This is a genomic window from Streptomyces sp. NPDC058683 (genome assembly GCF_042716195.1).
Lineage (GTDB): Bacteria > Actinomycetota > Actinomycetes > Streptomycetales > Streptomycetaceae > Streptomyces.
In genome coordinates this window covers 78745-93464 of sequence record NZ_JBHXSK010000004.1, presented here as the reverse complement: position 1 = coordinate 93464, position 14720 = coordinate 78745, and the positions used below count along the sequence as shown (strand labels likewise).

Annotated in this window: 10 protein-coding genes; 6 read left to right on the top strand and 4 right to left on the bottom strand. The window is 73.1% G+C overall.

Annotated features, from left to right (window positions below; all coding sequences use genetic code 11):
* Positions 1-80: 80 nt before the first annotated feature.
* On the top strand, positions 81-386 hold the full coding sequence (locus tag ACFWXC_RS05870; RefSeq protein WP_384473658.1) for a hypothetical protein: 306 nt from the start codon (positions 81-83) through the stop codon (positions 384-386).
* A gap of 14 nt (positions 387-400) precedes the next feature.
* A complete protein-coding gene (locus ACFWXC_RS05865; RefSeq protein ID WP_384473655.1) occupies positions 401-1168 on the top strand; it encodes a hypothetical protein in 768 nt (255 codons plus the stop codon).
* Here ACFWXC_RS05865 and ACFWXC_RS05860 read toward each other — a convergent pair.
* Positions 1147-3879, bottom strand: a complete 2733-nt coding sequence (locus ACFWXC_RS05860; RefSeq protein ID WP_384473652.1) for a LuxR C-terminal-related transcriptional regulator — start codon at positions 3877-3879, stop codon at positions 1147-1149. The two genes, ACFWXC_RS05865 and ACFWXC_RS05860, sit on opposite strands and share 22 nt — an antisense overlap.
* Positions 3880-4308: 429 nt before the next feature.
* Between ACFWXC_RS05860 and ACFWXC_RS05855 the strand changes: the two genes are divergently transcribed.
* The 3 genes from ACFWXC_RS05855 (at position 4309) to ACFWXC_RS05845 (ending at position 7705) form a co-directional block, all read left to right on the top strand.
* On the top strand, positions 4309-4959 hold the full coding sequence (locus ACFWXC_RS05855) for a LuxR C-terminal-related transcriptional regulator (RefSeq protein ID WP_384473649.1): 651 nt from the start codon (positions 4309-4311) through the stop codon (positions 4957-4959).
* Positions 4960-5084: 125 nt separating this feature from the next.
* Complete coding sequence (locus ACFWXC_RS05850) at positions 5085-5744, top strand: DUF4255 domain-containing protein (RefSeq protein WP_384473646.1); 660 nt, start codon at positions 5085-5087, stop codon at positions 5742-5744.
* Positions 5741-7705: an ATP-binding protein gene (locus ACFWXC_RS05845; protein ID WP_384473643.1), complete on the top strand. Its 1965-nt coding sequence runs from the start codon at positions 5741-5743 to the stop codon at positions 7703-7705. Before ACFWXC_RS05850 ends, ACFWXC_RS05845 begins: the two co-directional genes overlap by 4 nt.
* 16 nt (positions 7706-7721) lie before the next feature.
* Here ACFWXC_RS05845 and ACFWXC_RS05840 read toward each other — a convergent pair whose 3' ends face one another.
* The 3 genes from ACFWXC_RS05840 to ACFWXC_RS05830 all read right to left on the bottom strand — a co-directional run bounded on the left by ACFWXC_RS05840 (position 7722) and on the right by ACFWXC_RS05830 (position 12855).
* Positions 7722-9164, bottom strand: a complete 1443-nt coding sequence (locus ACFWXC_RS05840) for an RICIN domain-containing protein (protein WP_384473640.1) — start codon at positions 9162-9164, stop codon at positions 7722-7724.
* Positions 9161-10615 (bottom strand): hydrolase, encoded by a 1455-nt coding sequence (locus tag ACFWXC_RS05835; RefSeq protein ID WP_384473637.1) that lies wholly within the window; start codon positions 10613-10615, stop codon positions 9161-9163. Before ACFWXC_RS05835 ends, ACFWXC_RS05840 begins: the two co-directional genes overlap by 4 nt.
* Positions 10616-10710: 95 nt before the next feature.
* Positions 10711-12855, bottom strand: a complete 2145-nt coding sequence (locus ACFWXC_RS05830; RefSeq protein ID WP_384473634.1) for a DUF4157 domain-containing protein — start codon at positions 12853-12855, stop codon at positions 10711-10713.
* Between the two features lie 235 nt (positions 12856-13090).
* Here ACFWXC_RS05830 and ACFWXC_RS05825 point away from each other — a divergent pair, with 235 nt between their 5' ends.
* Positions 13091-14674, top strand: coding sequence for a phage tail sheath subtilisin-like domain-containing protein (locus tag ACFWXC_RS05825; protein ID WP_384473631.1), 1584 nt, complete (start codon positions 13091-13093; stop codon positions 14672-14674).
* The last annotated feature ends 46 nt before the right edge of the window (positions 14675-14720 follow it).

Genomic DNA, 14720 nt, shown 5'->3' with positions numbered 1-14720 from the left:
GCGGGCGTGCAACGCGCCCCGGGCGCACGGGCGTACGGCGGTACCAAGTGGGGAGACGGGGACGACCGAGGGGGGAACTCATGGGGACCGCGGTGGGGTTGGCGCATGTGATCGGAGTGGTCATCGCGCTGTGGACGTTCAACGGGCGGGCCGGCGGCTCGTTCTGGCACGGCATGCCGCCGACGCTGATGCTGATCAGCCCCGAGTGGCTGATCGTCACTGTCGGCAAGGCGTTCCTGTGGGAGGTGACCCTGGTGGTGTGGCTGGCCGGAGGCCGGCCGTCGTCGCCCTGGGGGATCCGGGAGGACAGCCGGTCCGGGCGGATCACCCGGCTGAGCCCCTCCGAACGCGCCGCCCGCGACCGGGCCGCCGCCCGCACGATGTGAGGAGGGCACCTGCCATGGGACTGCTGCGCAGACTCTTCGCCGGTGAGCAGCTGCCACCGACCAAGGACGGCTATCAGCCACCGCAGGGCGCACTGGCCGAGGGCTGGCAGTGCCTGGACCCGGACTGCGGGGAGGGCGGGTACTTCCCGGCGCCGCGCACCGACATCCCGCGCTGGTGCGAGACCTGCGGCGAGGAGACGTATCCGAGGCTCGCCTGGCCGTGGGAGCACGGGGCGCGGCGCGCCGAACTGGACGCGCTGCTCGCGGAGGCGGAGCGGGACGGCAACGAGTACCTCGGGCTGCTGGTCCGCTTCCATCTGCTGACCTGGAGCTTCGAGGACCACCTGATGGACGGCGACACGCGCGCCGCGCAGGGCGTCCTCGCGCACACCGACCGGCAGCTGCGCGGGGCCATGCGGGAGGAGCCGCACTTCACCGAGGGCTCCTACCGGTTCGCGATGGTGCTGGGCGCGCTGCGCAGCGGCGGCCCGGAGATCGCGCTGCGGGTGCTCGAACCGTGGGCGGAACTGGCCCGGCAGCTGGGCCCCGGCTACGGCACCGACCTGGAGCACGACAACGCGGCCCGCACCAACTACCGCAACCTGGTCAGCAGTTGCCTGGAGTGGCTCGGGGACGGCCGGACCCCCGGCCACCCGGCGTACGGCACGGTCGTGCGGTGGATGCTGGACACCGCCCGCGCCCCGCACGTCCGGGACTGGCTCACCGGCGACCAGGACCGCGCCCTGGACGCCCTGGACCCCTACTGGCGCGGGGCGCCCTGATCCAGGGCCGGGCGCAGGTCGGCCCGCCGGCGGATGCCCAGCTTCCTGTACGTGTGGGTGAGATGGGTCTCCACGGTACGGCGGGCCAGATGGAGCAGGGCCGCGATCTCCACGTTGGTGCGGCCCTCGGCGGCGAGCTCGGCGATCCGGCGCTCGCTGCCGGTCAGGGAGGCGGTGCCCGTACGGCGTCTGGGGGAGCGGGCGCCGCCTTTCCGCAGCATCCCCTCGGCCAGCTCCACCAGCCGGACGGCACCGAGGCGTTCGGCGTGCTCCACGGCTTCCCGCAGGCAGTCGCGGGCCCGGACGCCCTCGCCGGCGGCGGTCAGCTGGCGGCCCAGGGCGAGCAGGGCCAGCGCCGGCTCGGTACCGGCGGGCCCGCCGCCCCGCAGGAGCGCCACGGCCTCCTCGGTGAGCTCCAGACCCCGGCGACCGCCGGTCGCCGTACCGAGAACGCGCAGGGCCCGGCCCACCGTGCGCGGGGTGTCCCAGACCCGGGCCAGCCGCAGCTCCTCCTCGGCCAGGGCGATGGCTTCGAGGGGGCGGCCGAGGGCCAGCCGGCACTCGGCGGCGGCCGTACGCCAGGGGGTGACCACCGGGCTGACCACCTCACGGGCGGACTGGCGGCGGCCGCACTCCAGGAAGTCGTGCAGTGCCGCCGCCGGATCACCGGCGGCGGCCCGCACCACTCCGCGCGCGTAGAGGAACCGGTTCAGCTCCCAGGAGTCCGCCGCCTCCCGCAGGTCAAGGCCGGCGACCAGGCTCTCGGCCTGTGCGGTACGGCCGGTCTCCACCAGCGCGATCAGGGCGTGCGCATGGGCGTTGCCGGGCGTGACCGACTCGGGCACGGCCGCCGGGTGCGTGTGGTCGGCGCGGGCCGCCGTGATGTCCGAACGGCTGTTGAGCAGGGCCTGGTGCATGGGGTGCAGCAGGTCGGGGCGCTGTCCGGCCAGCCCGCGGGCCACCAGCCGCTCGGCCTCGTCGAGTTCGTCGGCCCATTGGGCGACCGTGGCCGCGGTACCGACCAGGAACGGCTCGGTGAGCGGGTCGGTGGGTTCGGCGAGCAGGGTGCGCAGCCGCCGCATGGCGTCCCGGGCCGAGGTGAGGCCCGCGGAGGCGGCGTGCCGCACCAGCAGGGCCTGCCCGGCCGTGCCGACCAGCTCCGGGGAGCGCTCGGCGGTCTCGGACAGCCGGCGGTAGACCTCCTGCCGTATCTCCTGGTCCTGGTCGGAGAGGAGGACGGTGGCGGTGTGCAGGGTGCGCACCAGGTCGGGGTGGTCGTTCAGCTCGCCGTCCACGGACCGCAGCAGCTCGACGGCCCTGCGGGTGCGGCCCCGGCCGGTCAGGGCGGTGCCGAGGGCGACGGCCGTGCGCACCCGGTCCTGCGGGGCCGCCGGCAGCCGGAGCGCCTCGGCGAGCCGGGGGATCGCCGCGGAGGAGCGGGGCGCCGCGTACTCCAGCGAGCCCAGCTCGGTCAGCAGCCGCTGCCGCCGGTCGTCGGGGAGGGGTTCCTCCAGGGCCCGGCGCAGATAGCCGACCGCGTCCGCGGCCCGGCCGTCGCACAGGGCGAGCGCGGCCGCGTCCTTGAGCAGGGGCACCGCCCAGGGGGCGTGCACCGGGCCGGTCGCCAGTAGTTGGCGGGCCACGGCCTCGGCGGGCGCGTCCTGGCGGAGCATGGCCTCGGCGATCGCCCGGTGCGCGGCCCGGCGGCGGGCCGCGGGCACACCGGCGAGGACCGCGTCGCGCAGCAGGGGGTGCGGGTAGCGGGGGCGGCCGTCGCTGCCGGGCGTGAGCAGGCCGAGGTTGGTCATGGCGGTGAGCCAGCCGGCCACCCGCGTCGGGTCGGCGCCGGCCAGTTCGGCGAGCAGGGGCGTGATGTCGATCTCCGGCAGGGCGGCGCCGGTGTTCTCCTCCAGTACGGCGAGGGCGCGGGCGACCTCGGTGGTGGCCGGTCCCGCACTGTCCAGCCACCAGCGGACGGCGGCCGGGTACGCGCCCGGATACAGCGCGGCGGTGGCGGTGGGCACCGCCGGGTGCCGGGCCTCGCGGAGGTCGTCGAGCAGGGCGCGCAGGAGCAGCGGACTGCCGGCGGCGGCCCGCACACAGTCGTCCACCCAGGTCCGGTCCGCGTCCGGGAAGGCGTCGCGCACCCGGCCGGCCGCGGCCTCCGGGGTGAAGGGAGCGAGGGTGTGGGTCCGGACGAGCGCCGGGGGAAGGGTGTGGGCGAAGCCGGGGGTGGGCGGATCGAGGTCGTACTGGCTGCGTTCGCCGACGACCAGGAGGATCGGTAAGCGGTCTATGTGACGGGCGGACTCCACGAGCCAGCGGTGCGAGGGGGCGTCGGCGAGGTGCACGTCGTCCACGACGACGAGCAGCGGCGAGTCCTCGGCGTAGGCGCGCAGGACGCGCCACAGTCCGGCGGCGGTGGCCCGCTCGTCGCCGTCCACCGCGAGATCGGCGAACTCCGGCACCGGGCCGAGGAGTTGCAGGACGGTGGAGAAGGAGATGGCGGTGTCGGCGGGCGAACAGCGCGCGCGGAGCGTTTTCAGACCGAGGCCGGCCGCGTGCTCGGCCGCGGCCTCCAGGACGCTGGTACGGCCGGTACCGGTGGCGCCCCGCAGCAGCACGAGGCGGCCGGTACCGGACCGCGTGCGCGCGGCTTCCTCCGCCAACAGGTGCATGGCGTCGGCGAGTTCAGGGCACGAATGCATCATTCCTGGCTCCTCGCGGTGCGCTGGTGGGTTCGGGGGGTTAGAGGGGGCGGAGGTGGGAGAGGTTGTGGGGAGGTGGGGTGGGCCGGGGGTTTGTTGCCGGGTTGGCACATTCGGGGGTGCTTGGGGCCGTGGGCGACTGCGGGCCGGTGGGGGTTGCTCGCGCAGTTCCCCGCGCCCCTTTCAGGTCGGTTCACTGGTCCCACCTTCTTGGGGGCGCGGGGCTGTGTTCGATATGCGGCTGCCGCCGCGTGGGCGCGAACAACCCCCACCGGCCCGCAGCGACCCACAGGCTCAAGCACCCCGAACATCTCGTGGTCCCTGTCGTGGTCGTCCACGATTGTCGTTGCCCCTTTGGTCCCACCAGGCTGGGTATTCCCGCCCGTCACCGTTCCCTCAGGGGTGATGGGCACGTGGACATAGGGGAAGCGGTTGATCAGCAACAGCTCATTAGCGTCGGTCACCCGCACGCCCGTCGCGGTGTACGCACCGGACCCGATCTCCCGTGAAGGCGCCCTCAGCCAGTTGCGCCGGCACCCGGAGATCGAGTTGCGCGAGGAGTCCGAGACCGGCCCCGGCACGGTCGCGCTGCTCATCAGCGACAGCCTCGACGAGCCGGAGCTGACCCGGCTGCGCCGTGTCGTGCGCAGCGAGGGCGCGCGGGCCGTGCTCGTGGTCGGGGCGCTGCGCGAGACCGAGCTGCTCGATGTGATCGAGTGCGGGGTAGGCGCCATCGTCTGGCGGCACGAGGCCACCGAACTCCGGCTCGTGCAGGCCGTGCTCGCGGCCGCCCGCGGCGACGGCGACCTGCCGGCCGACCTGCTCGGCCGGCTGATCAACCAGGTCGGCACCCTGCACCGCAGCGCCGCCGGCCGCCCGGGCGCCCCGGCCTCCGGGCTGTCCGCCCGGGAGGTGGACGTACTGCGGCTGGTCGCCGAGGGACTCGACACCGGTGAGATCGCCAGCAAGCTGTCCTACTCCGAGCGCACCGTCAAGAACGTCATGCACGGGCTGACGACCCGGCTGCATCTGCGCAACCGGGCACACGCCGTGGCCCATGCCCTCCGGGAAGGCTACATCTGACCGAACGGGCAGCGCCCACCGGTTCCCGGGCAACGCGGTCTGCCCGGCTGTTCCTGCGGGCGCGGCGGGGGCGGAGGGCAGGATGGATACGAGTGCGGACAGGTCCATGGGGTGGTGAGTACGGCGTGATCCACGAGGTGGACCAGGTGCTGCGGAACCTGCTGACCAGCGGTGCGCTGGAGGGTGCCGGCATCGACGTCTCCTTCGACGCCCCGACCCGCGACTGGGCGGCCCGCCGCAACGGCCCCGTGATCAACAGCTATCTGTACGACATCCGGGAGGATGTGAAGCGGCGTCAGCGCGGGCACGTCGACGTCCGGGACGACCGGGACGTCGTGATCAAGCGCCGGCAGCCGCCCCGCTGGTTCCGGCTGTCGTACCTGGTGACGGCGTGGACCAAGCGGCCCGAGGACGAACACCGGCTGATCAGCGCCGTACTGGCGACCCTGATCCCGAGGGAGCTGATCCATCCGGGCGAACTGCCGGACTCCCTGCGCGAACTGGGGCTGACCGTGTCCCTCTCGGTGGCCGGTATCCAGACCGAGGCCCGCTCCCTGGCCGAGATCTGGTCCGCGCTCGGCGGCGAGCTCAAGCCCTCCCTGGACGTCGTCATCACGGCACCCTTCCCGGCCTACCCCGAGTACGACGCCGGTCCGCCGGTCACCGAGGGCGCCGCCGTCCGTGTCCGCGAGGGACTGGAGGAGACCGCGCCGGTCCTCGAGGAGCGGGCCCACCGGCCCGGCCAGATCACCCAGGCCAAGGCCGCCCGGAGGACCCGGGCGTGACCCTCGACGTCTCCCTGACGCCGGTCGCCCCGCTCCTCGCCAGGCTGTCCGGGCTGCGGGACCGGGCCGCCGCCCTCGTCGCCCACCGCTCGGCCGGCGACCCGACGGCCACCGACCCGCTGCGCGGCCTCTACCTCTCCGAGGAAGCGGTCAGGTACTTCCTGCGTCCCGAGACGCCCGCCGAACTCCCCGCCCTGGAAGAGGAGTTCCCCGACCGGCTGGCCGAACTCGCCGGCCGCCTCCGGCTCACCGCCCTCGACACCACGATCCTGCTCATCGCGCTCGCCCCGGACCTGGACCGCACCTTCGAGCCGCTGTACGGCTACCTCAACGACGACGTCGGCCGCCGCCGCGCCACCATCGCCCTCGCCCTCGACCTGTACGGCGTGCCCGCCCACCTCGCCCAGGCCCGCGCCCGCTTCCACCCCACCGCCCCGCTCACCGCGCTCGGCCTGCTCACCGTCGAGGAGCCCGAACGCCCCTTCCTCAGCCGTTCGTTGCGGGTCCCCGACCGGGTCCTGTCCCACCTCCTCGGCGACGACACCCCGGACCCGGCCCTGACGGGACACCTGCGCGCACCGTCGTACGGCAGCGAATCCGGTGCCGAGGAGGACGAGGAGTTCGTGCGGCGGCTGGCCGGACGGATCGCCGCCGGGCCGCTCTTCGGGTATCTGCGGGAGCGCCGGGAGGGCGAGGGCCTCGGCTGCGCGACGGCCGCGCTGCGGCTGGCCGGGGTGGAGGTCCTGCACTACACCGGCCCCGAGGAGCACATCCCGGAGGTGCTCCGGGAGGCCCGGCTGGGCGGCCGGGCGGTACTCGTCGACGCGGCCCGGCCCCACGCGTTCGCCCGGGAGCTGAGCGGTTCCGGCGACGTCACCGCGCTGATCACCAGCCCCCATCCGTACGACCCCCAGTGGTGCGACCACCGCGACCCTCTCGTCCTGGACGTGCCGTCCCGGCGCGCCGCGCCCGTGGACGCCTGGGCGGCCGTACTGCCCGGCACCCCCGGCTTCGACCTCGCGGCCACCGTCGCCCCCTACCACCTGGGCGGCGACCGGCTCGCCCGCGCGGCCCGGGCGGCGCAGGCGCTGGCCGCCTTCGACGGCACCCCGCTGGCCGCCGGCCATCTGCGGCTGGCCGCCCGCCAGCAGTCGGCGTCCGGGCTCGAACAGCACGCCCGCCGGATCCGGCCCGCCGTCGACTGGCGGGACCTGGTGCTGCCCGAACGCCCGCTCACCGAACTGCGCGAACTGGCCCTGCGCGCCCGTCACCGCGACCGGGTGCTCGGCGACTGGCGGCTGAGCGCGGGCGGCGGCCGGGGCCGCGGCGTCCTCGGCCTGTTCGCCGGCGAGTCGGGTACCGGCAAGACCCTGTCGGCGGAGGTGGTGGCCGCCGAACTCGGCCTGGACCTCTACGTCGTCCAGCTCTCCTCGGTCGTCGACAAGTACGTCGGCGAGACCGAGAAGAACCTGGAGCGCATCTTCAGCGAGGCCGACCGCACCGACGCCGTGCTGCTCTTCGACGAGGCCGACGCCGTCTTCGGCAAGCGCTCCGAGGTCAAGGACGCGCACGACCGGTACGCCAACCTGGAGTCGGCCTATCTGCTCCAGCGCCTGGAGGCCTTCGACGGCATCGCGCTGCTCACCACCAACCTGCGCGCCAACATCGACGAGGCCTTCACCCGCCGCCTCGACCTGGTGGTCGACTTCCCGTTCCCGGACGAGGAGCAGCGGCTGGCCCTGTGGCGGCACGGGCTGGTGCACGTACCGAGCGAGCCGGACATCGAACTCGGCCCGCTGGCGCGCGACTTCGAGCTGGCCGGCGGTGCCATCCGCAGCGCGGTGGTCACCGCCGCCTACTTCGCCGCCGGCTGCGGGGAGCCGGTCACCGCGGCGAACCTGCTGGAAGGCGCCCGCCGCGAATACCGCAAGGCGGGCCGGCTGGTACCGGGCACCTGGTGACCGGCGGGTGGGTTCGCTAGTCGCCCGACGGAGGGATGATCCGCCATTCCTGGTCGTCGTCGTCCGAGCAGTAGTAGAGGGTCAGGTTGGTGTCGTTGCCGCCGGTGCTGTAGCCGGCCACGTCCAGGCAGAGGTTGTTGCTGGCGAAGTTGCGGATCCAGTAGTCGCCACTGGGCTGCTTGTCGATCCACCAGAGCTGGTTGTCCGCCTTGGTGCCGTCGCACTTGTACTCGGTGATCGGCGAGGACAGCTTGGCCGACCCGTAGTTGGGCAGGTCCATGCACAACTGGTCCTTGACGTTGCGGATCTGGAAGAGCGCGGCCGAGCCCGGGCCGTCCTTCGAGTAGCGCACCTCGAGGTTCCACAGCTGGTTGTCCGCGGTGGTGTCGTTGCAGGTGTACTCCCGCACCGGGCCGTTGCTGGTCCCCTTGTCGTAGCCGGGGATGTCCACGCACTTCTTGGTCGTCGTGTTGCGCAGCAGGACGTTGTACACCGGTACGACCGGCTTCGGGACCTTCTTCTTCGTCGCCTTCGGGGACGGCTGGGCCTGACCGCCGCCCCCGCCCGCCTGGGTGTCGGACGAGCCGTTGTCGTCGTCCGGCTGCTGCTCCACCGGGGACGGGGAGGGCGCCGGTGCCGCGGCGAGGGGTGCGCTGGCCGAGGGGCTGGGCGCGAGGGAACTCACCCCGGCCTCCTGGGGCTGTTCCTGGGCGAGGCTTCCGACGTGGGGTCTGTAGGCGAACCAGATGAGGGCGAAGGTGATGGCGAGGGCCAGGAGGGTGCCGAAGAGGGTGGCGATCCAGCGGGGCAGGAAGCCGCGCTGGACGTACGTCCCGTCCACAGGCTGTGGATTGACGCCGGCGCGTTGGACGGTGAGGGCGTAGGGCCGCTGCTCTTTCGGTCCGAACCAGATGATGCGCCGGGGTTTGAGGGTGGCCTTGATGAAGGCGGCGCGGCCGGGTTCGATCTGGACGTTGCTGGGGTGGATGTCGTAGGCGAGCTGGTCGCCGTTGTCGTTGCCGCCGATGGAGGCGGTGAGTTTGGTGTTGCCGAGGTTGTCGATGGCGAGCTTGGGGCGGCCTCGGAAGCGGCCCTTGACCGTGGGCGGGACCAGTTCGGCGCGCAGTTCGGTGAAGGGGGTGATGGTGAGGTTGCCCTCGGGGACGGTGACGGCCTCGGGGTGTTCGGTGGGGGTGATGCGGACCGCGTACGGGTTGGGTCCGGCGGTGGCGTCGGAGGTGCGGGGCGGGGCGAAGGTCAGCTCGACCGTGCCGGTGGTGCCCGGGTAGAGGCGGAGCGTCTGGGGCTCGACCGTCGTCCAGGGGGCGATGGGGCCCACTGGTTCGAAGCGGTACTCGTCGACTACGTCACCGGTGTTGCGCAGCCGCAGGCGTACCCGGGTCGAGGCGCCCGGGTCGACGGTCGCGGAGGCGGGTTCCAGGGAGGTCCAGAGAGTCATGCGGGCACCGTCAGCTTGAAGGCTTCCAGCCAGAGCGTGTTGTCGAGGGTGCCGACGAAATCGAGTGCGTTGTTGTCGCTGCGGGAACCCTGGCACCACTGGCCGCCCCAGTCGTGGTCACGGACCTTGGCGTAGTTGCAGCCCTGTCCGCTGCCCACGTTGAAGGCGAAGCCCTCGATGTAGGGGTCGGCCGCCTTCGTGCTGCCGATGTAGTTGTCCTTGCCGTCGGGCATGATCGCCGTCCAGTTCGGGTTCCACTTGCCCCTGCCGTCCGTGGACTGGGGGTTGTAGACGAAGGCGTTGGCGGCGGAGCCCTGGACGCCGTACACCGCGAGGTTGATGGCCTTGATCGGGGTGTTCTTGCCGACCGTGCCGGCCATGGTGCCGTCGCAGACGGGCTTCTGCCAGCCGGTGCCCTGGACGTAGGCGCGGTAGCAGATGTGCCGCCCGGACGGGTCGGCGGCGGCGAGGCGGTTCACGGCGGTCGCCGCGGTGTCCTGCTTGGGCTTGGCGGTCACGGTGGCCGTCGCACCGCCGCCTCCCCCGCCGCCTCCGCCTCCGTTGCCGCCGTTGCCGCCGTCCCCGGCGTCCGGAGTGACGGGCGCGGTGGAGGCCGTGACACTGGGCGCCGGCGGCGGGGTCGGGGTGGCCGAGGGGCTGGGCGCGAGCGAACTCACCCCGGCTTCCTGGATCTGCTCCTCGGCGAGGCTCTTGACCTGCGGCTTGTAGTTGAACCAGATCAGGGCGAAGGTGATGGCGAGGGCCAGGAGGGTGCCGAAGAGGGTGGCGATCCAGCGGGGCAGGAAGCCGCGCTGGACGTACGTCCCGTCGACGGGCTCCGGCGTGAGCCCCGAGCGCTGGACGGTGAGCCGGTACGGCCGCTCTTCCTTCGGTCCGAACCAGATGATGCGCCGGGGTTTGAGGGTGGCCTTGATGAAGGCGGCGCGGCCGGGTTCGATCTGGACGTTGCTGGGGTGGATGTCGTAGGCGAGCTGGTCGCCGTTGTCGTTGCCGCCGATGGAGGCGGTGAGTTTGGTGTTGCCGAGGTTGTCGATGGCGAGCTTGGGGCGGCCTCGGAAGCGGCCCTTGACCGTGGGCGGGACCAGTTCGGCGCGCAGTTCGGTGAAGGGGGTGATGGTGAGGTTGCCCTCGGGGACCGTGACGGCCTCGGGGTGCTCGGTCGGCGTGATGCGGACCGCGTACGGGTTGGGTCCGGCGGTGGCGTCGGAGGTGCGGGGCGGGGCGAAGGTCAGCTCGACCGTGCCGGTGGTGCCCGGGTAGAGGCGGAGCGTCTGGGGCTCGACCGTCGTCCAGGGGGCGATGGGGCCCACTGGTTCGAAGCGGTACTCGTCGACTACGTCACCGGTGTTGCGCAGCCGCAGGCGTACGCGGGTGCTGCTGCCCGGGTCGACGGTCGCGGAGGCGGGTTCGAGAGAGGTCCACAGGCTCACACGGCAACGCTAGGGGAAGCACGGCGGCCGGTCAGCGGACCACGGGGCAGGCCGGGTTGCCCCGGCCCGCACCCGTGTTGCCCGGGGGGCCACCGTCACAGGTCGTCGTCGGAGTCGTAGATCACGTTCCGGCGCCGGCCCCGGTGCCGCGACGGCATGCGGGGGGCGATGTACTCGTACTCGTCCTCGTGCACCTGCTGACTGTTCACCGGCTCGTCGTAGTCGGAGGGCGGGGCCGCGTAGTTGCGGCGCTGCGAGGCCGCCCGGCTGCGGTGCCGCGAGGCACGGCTCTGGCTGCGGGCGCGGCGGGAACTCCGGGACGGCTGCTCCAGGTAGTCGTCACCGCCGCCGTACTCGACGTAGGCGTCGAGGTCGGCCTGGGTGAACGTGGCGGGGCCCCGGCTCTGGCTGCGCTCGACCCGCCGGCGGCTGCGGCTGCGCTGCCGGGGCGTCGGCGGGGCGTACAGGTCCTCGTCGAGGTACGGGTCGACCTCGGCCGGGCGCCGCCGGCTGCGGCTGCGCCGGCTCTGGCTGCGGGCGGGCTCGGCCACCCCGGCGGCCATGTCCTCCTCGTACAGGCTGCCCCGGTTCAGCTGCCGGCCGCGCGGCTGATCCTCGTAGTACTCGGTGTCGGCCCGGCTCGGGGCCAGACTCGGGCCCCTGCTCGCCGCCCGCCGGCGGCTCCGGGAGCGCCTGCGGGCCCCGCGGTCGTCCTCGCGCTCGCGGTAGTTCGACGGGCCGCCGCGCTCCTCGGGACTGTCGCTGCGCCGGTCGTCCTCGATGTAGTACGTCTTGCGGCGGCTGGCCACCGCGGCGCTCTTGTCCTTGCCGGAGATCCGGTGCGAGTAGCCGTACTCCTCCAGGTCCGCCTCGGGGTCGGGACCCGACCTGACCCGCATCCCCGGGGGCACGGCCTTGCGGTTCTCCAGGCCGTAGAAGCTGTCGTGCGTGCCCCGGTTCTTGTACTGGCGCGGGTCCGGAGCCGTGATGCTCACCGAGACGTCGTCGCGGTTCATCCGCCGGGGCAGCCGGTTGGTGTCGCCGACCAGCTTCTGGGTGGAGTAGCCCTTCATACGCCCCGTGCGCGGCATCTGGAAGTGCAGGTTGGCGCCCTCGTCGACATGCCGCAGCCGCTCCGCGGCGTCCGGCCGGCTCAGGTCCATGTTGTTCAGGATCGGCACACCGTAACGGCGCAGGTCCTCGCTGTTGCGCTCGTAGTCCTCGTACTCCCGCCCCGGGTTCTCCTCGAACGTGGTGACGCCGATCTCGTCCGCCCTGCTGGGGTCCCTGCGCAGCCGCGCGCGGGCCGCGGAGGCGTCGGCCTCGGACAGATAGACCGTGCTGCGGCCCTCCAGCCGCTCCTCGGCCGTACGGGCCCGGCCCGGCGGATGGATACCGCCCACCCGGGCGCGGGGGCCGAGGATGTCGGACGGGTGGACGTCGATCCGGCCGAAGCGCTCGGTGTCGAAGACCTCGTAGCCGTCCGACCTGGCGCGGACGTACCGGCCGACTTCGTTGCTGCCGTCGAGCATGAACTCGAAGAACTGCCCCGCGTCCGCGGGGTGCATCCGGCTGGCCGGAGGGCGGCTCTGGCCGCGCCCCTTGGGCATCCGGGCCACCGGAACGGCGCCCGCGGGCGCGGCGGCCGCCGCGGCCTGCTGCGGTGCGGCCGGAGCGCTGCCGCCGCTCCTGATCCGGTGGGCGATGGACTCGGCCTCCTGCTCGTGCCGGTCGCTGGGGTCGGAGAGGTGCACCCCGCCGGTGCTGGTGCCCTCCACCGCGCCGCGCTGCTGCTGCCAGGTGTGCGCCAGCTCGTGCAGCATGGTGTGTTCGTCCGCGCCGCCCGCGCCGACGACGATGTGCCGGCCGGAGGTGTACGCGCGGGCCCCGAACTCGGCCGCCGACCGCTCCGCCACGGGTCCGGTGTGCATGACGACGTCGCTGAGGTCGGTGTTCAGGCCCCGCTCCGCCTTGCCGCGGATCACCGGGTCGACCGGGCGGCCGGGCGTGGCCAGCACCCCGAGCACCGACGAACGCTGCACGGAGGCGTCCTTCCCGCCGTGCCCGCAGTGGGCGTCGTGCTCGTGCCGCTCCTCTTCGAAGGCCCGGGTCAGGGCCGCGTTGCCCACCCGGCGCTGGAGTGCCAGCATCCGCTGTGCGGTGGTGCCGGCAGGCGCCGGGGCACCGCGGTTCTGCCGCTTTTCCGGGTCCTGCCGGTCCTGGGACTCCTGTGCGCGCACACTGCTCCCCTCACGATGGGCGCTCTCAGCCTTAAGCGCCCGAGCCCGGGAGCGGGAGGGCCGCGGGGGCAGACCCGGGGGCAGAGCCGGCCGGTCCCGGGGCAGAGGGAACCGGTCACCTGCCCTTGGGGGCAAAGAAGTTGCCCGCGAGCAGGCACCGGAGGACGTTCCGGGATGCGCGCTTCGCGCGTGAGGGTGGGAATGTTCCTGTCTCGTACCCCGAGGAGAGCAGAGCATGCCGTCCTACCTGTCGCCCGGCGTCTACGTCGAGGAGGTGGCCAGCGGCTCGCGCCCCATCGAGGGGGTGGGCACGTCGGTGGCGGCCTTCGTGGGCCTGGCCCCGACCGGTCCGCTGAACGAGCCGACGCTGGTGACCAACTGGACGCAGTACGTCGCGTCCTTCGGTGAGTTCACCGACGGGTACTACCTCGCGCACTCCGTCTACGGCTTCTTCAACAACGGCGGCACGGCGGCCTACGTCGTCCGTGTCGGCGGCACCCGGGAAGGCGCCGAGACCGCCGTCAACGCGCCCGCCGCCGTCGGGACTTCGGCCGCGCAGGCCGCGCTGCCGCCCGGCGAGGCCAAGCAGCTCGGCACCTTCACCGTGAGCGCGCTGGCCTCGGGTGACCTGAGCGTCGAGGTCGCCGACCCGGAGGGCGAGGGCCCGGCCGAGCGCTTCAAGCTGGTCGTCAAGGACGGCGGCAAGGCCGTGGAGACCTTCGACGTGACCGCGAAGAAGGGCGGCCGCAACTACGTCGTCACGCAGGTCAAGGAGCGCTCCAAGCTCATCACCGTGACCGAGGCCGCGCCCGCCGCGCAGCTGGCCCGTCCGGAGAACCAGACGGTGGCCCTCGTGGCCCCGACCCCTGCCCCGGCGTCCGCGTCCCCCGTCGCGGGCGCCGGCTCTCACCCCGGCCCCGCCGAGTACCTCGGCGACTCGGCCGACCGCACCGGCTTCGGCGGCCTGGAGGCCGTCGACGAGGTGTCCATGGTGGCCGTGCCCGACCTGATGGCCGCCTACCAGCGCGGCGCGATCGACCTGGAGGCCGTCAAGGCCGTCCAGCTCGGCCTGATCGCGCACTGCGAGCTGATGGGCGACCGGGTCGCGGTCATCGACCCGCCGCCCAGCCTCAACGCCCGCCAGATCCGGGTCTGGCGCCAGGAGACGGCCGGCTACGACTCCAAGTACGCGGCCCTGTACTACCCCTGGATCAAGACCTTCGACCCGGCCTCCGGCCAGTCCCGGCTGATCCCGCCGTCCGGTCACGTGGCCGGCGTCTGGGCCCGCAACGACGCCGAGCGCGGTGTCCACAAGGCCCCCGCGAACGAGGTCATCCGCGGCGCGGTCGACCTGGAGCTCCAGATCACCCGCGGTGAGCAGGACCTGCTGAACCCCATCGGTGTGAACTGCATCCGCGCCTTCCCCGGCCGCGGCATCCGCATCTGGGGCGCCCGCACCCTGTCCTCGGACCCGGCCTGGCGCTACCTGAACATCCGCCGGTACTTCAACTACCTGGAGGAGTCGATCCTGATCGGCACCCAGTGGGTGGTCTTCGAGCCCAACGACCACAACCTCTGGGCCCGTATCCGGCGCAACATCTCCGCGTTCCTGGTCAACGAGTGGCGCAGCGGCGCCCTGTTCGGGCAGCGGCCCGAGGAGGCGTACTACGTCAAGTGCGACGAGGAGACCAACCCGCCGGAGTCGGTCGACGTCGGCCGCGTGATCTGCGAGATCGGCATCGCGCCGGTCAAGCCCGCCGAGTTCGTGATCTTCCGCCTCGCCCAGTTCTCCAGCGGCAGCGGCGAGCTGCAGGAGTAGCGGACCCCCGGGTTCCCCAACCCCTTGTTTCCGAAGAGTCTTGAGA

What these genes read in the sequence shown, in the direction of transcription:
- ACFWXC_RS05870 (WP_384473658.1), top strand. Translation starts at nt 81, where the DNA reads ATGGGGACCGCGGTGGGGTTGGCGCATGTGATCGGAGTGGTCATCGCG.
- ACFWXC_RS05865 (WP_384473655.1), top strand. Translation starts at nt 401, where the DNA reads ATGGGACTGCTGCGCAGACTCTTCGCCGGTGAGCAGCTGCCACCGACC.
- ACFWXC_RS05860 (WP_384473652.1), bottom strand. Translation starts at nt 3,879, where the DNA reads ATGATGCATTCGTGCCCTGAACTCGCCGACGCCATGCACCTGTTGGCG.
- ACFWXC_RS05840 (WP_384473640.1), bottom strand. Translation starts at nt 9,164, where the DNA reads ATGACTCTCTGGACCTCCCTGGAACCCGCCTCCGCGACCGTCGACCCG.
- ACFWXC_RS05825 (WP_384473631.1), top strand. Translation starts at nt 13,091, where the DNA reads ATGCCGTCCTACCTGTCGCCCGGCGTCTACGTCGAGGAGGTGGCCAGC.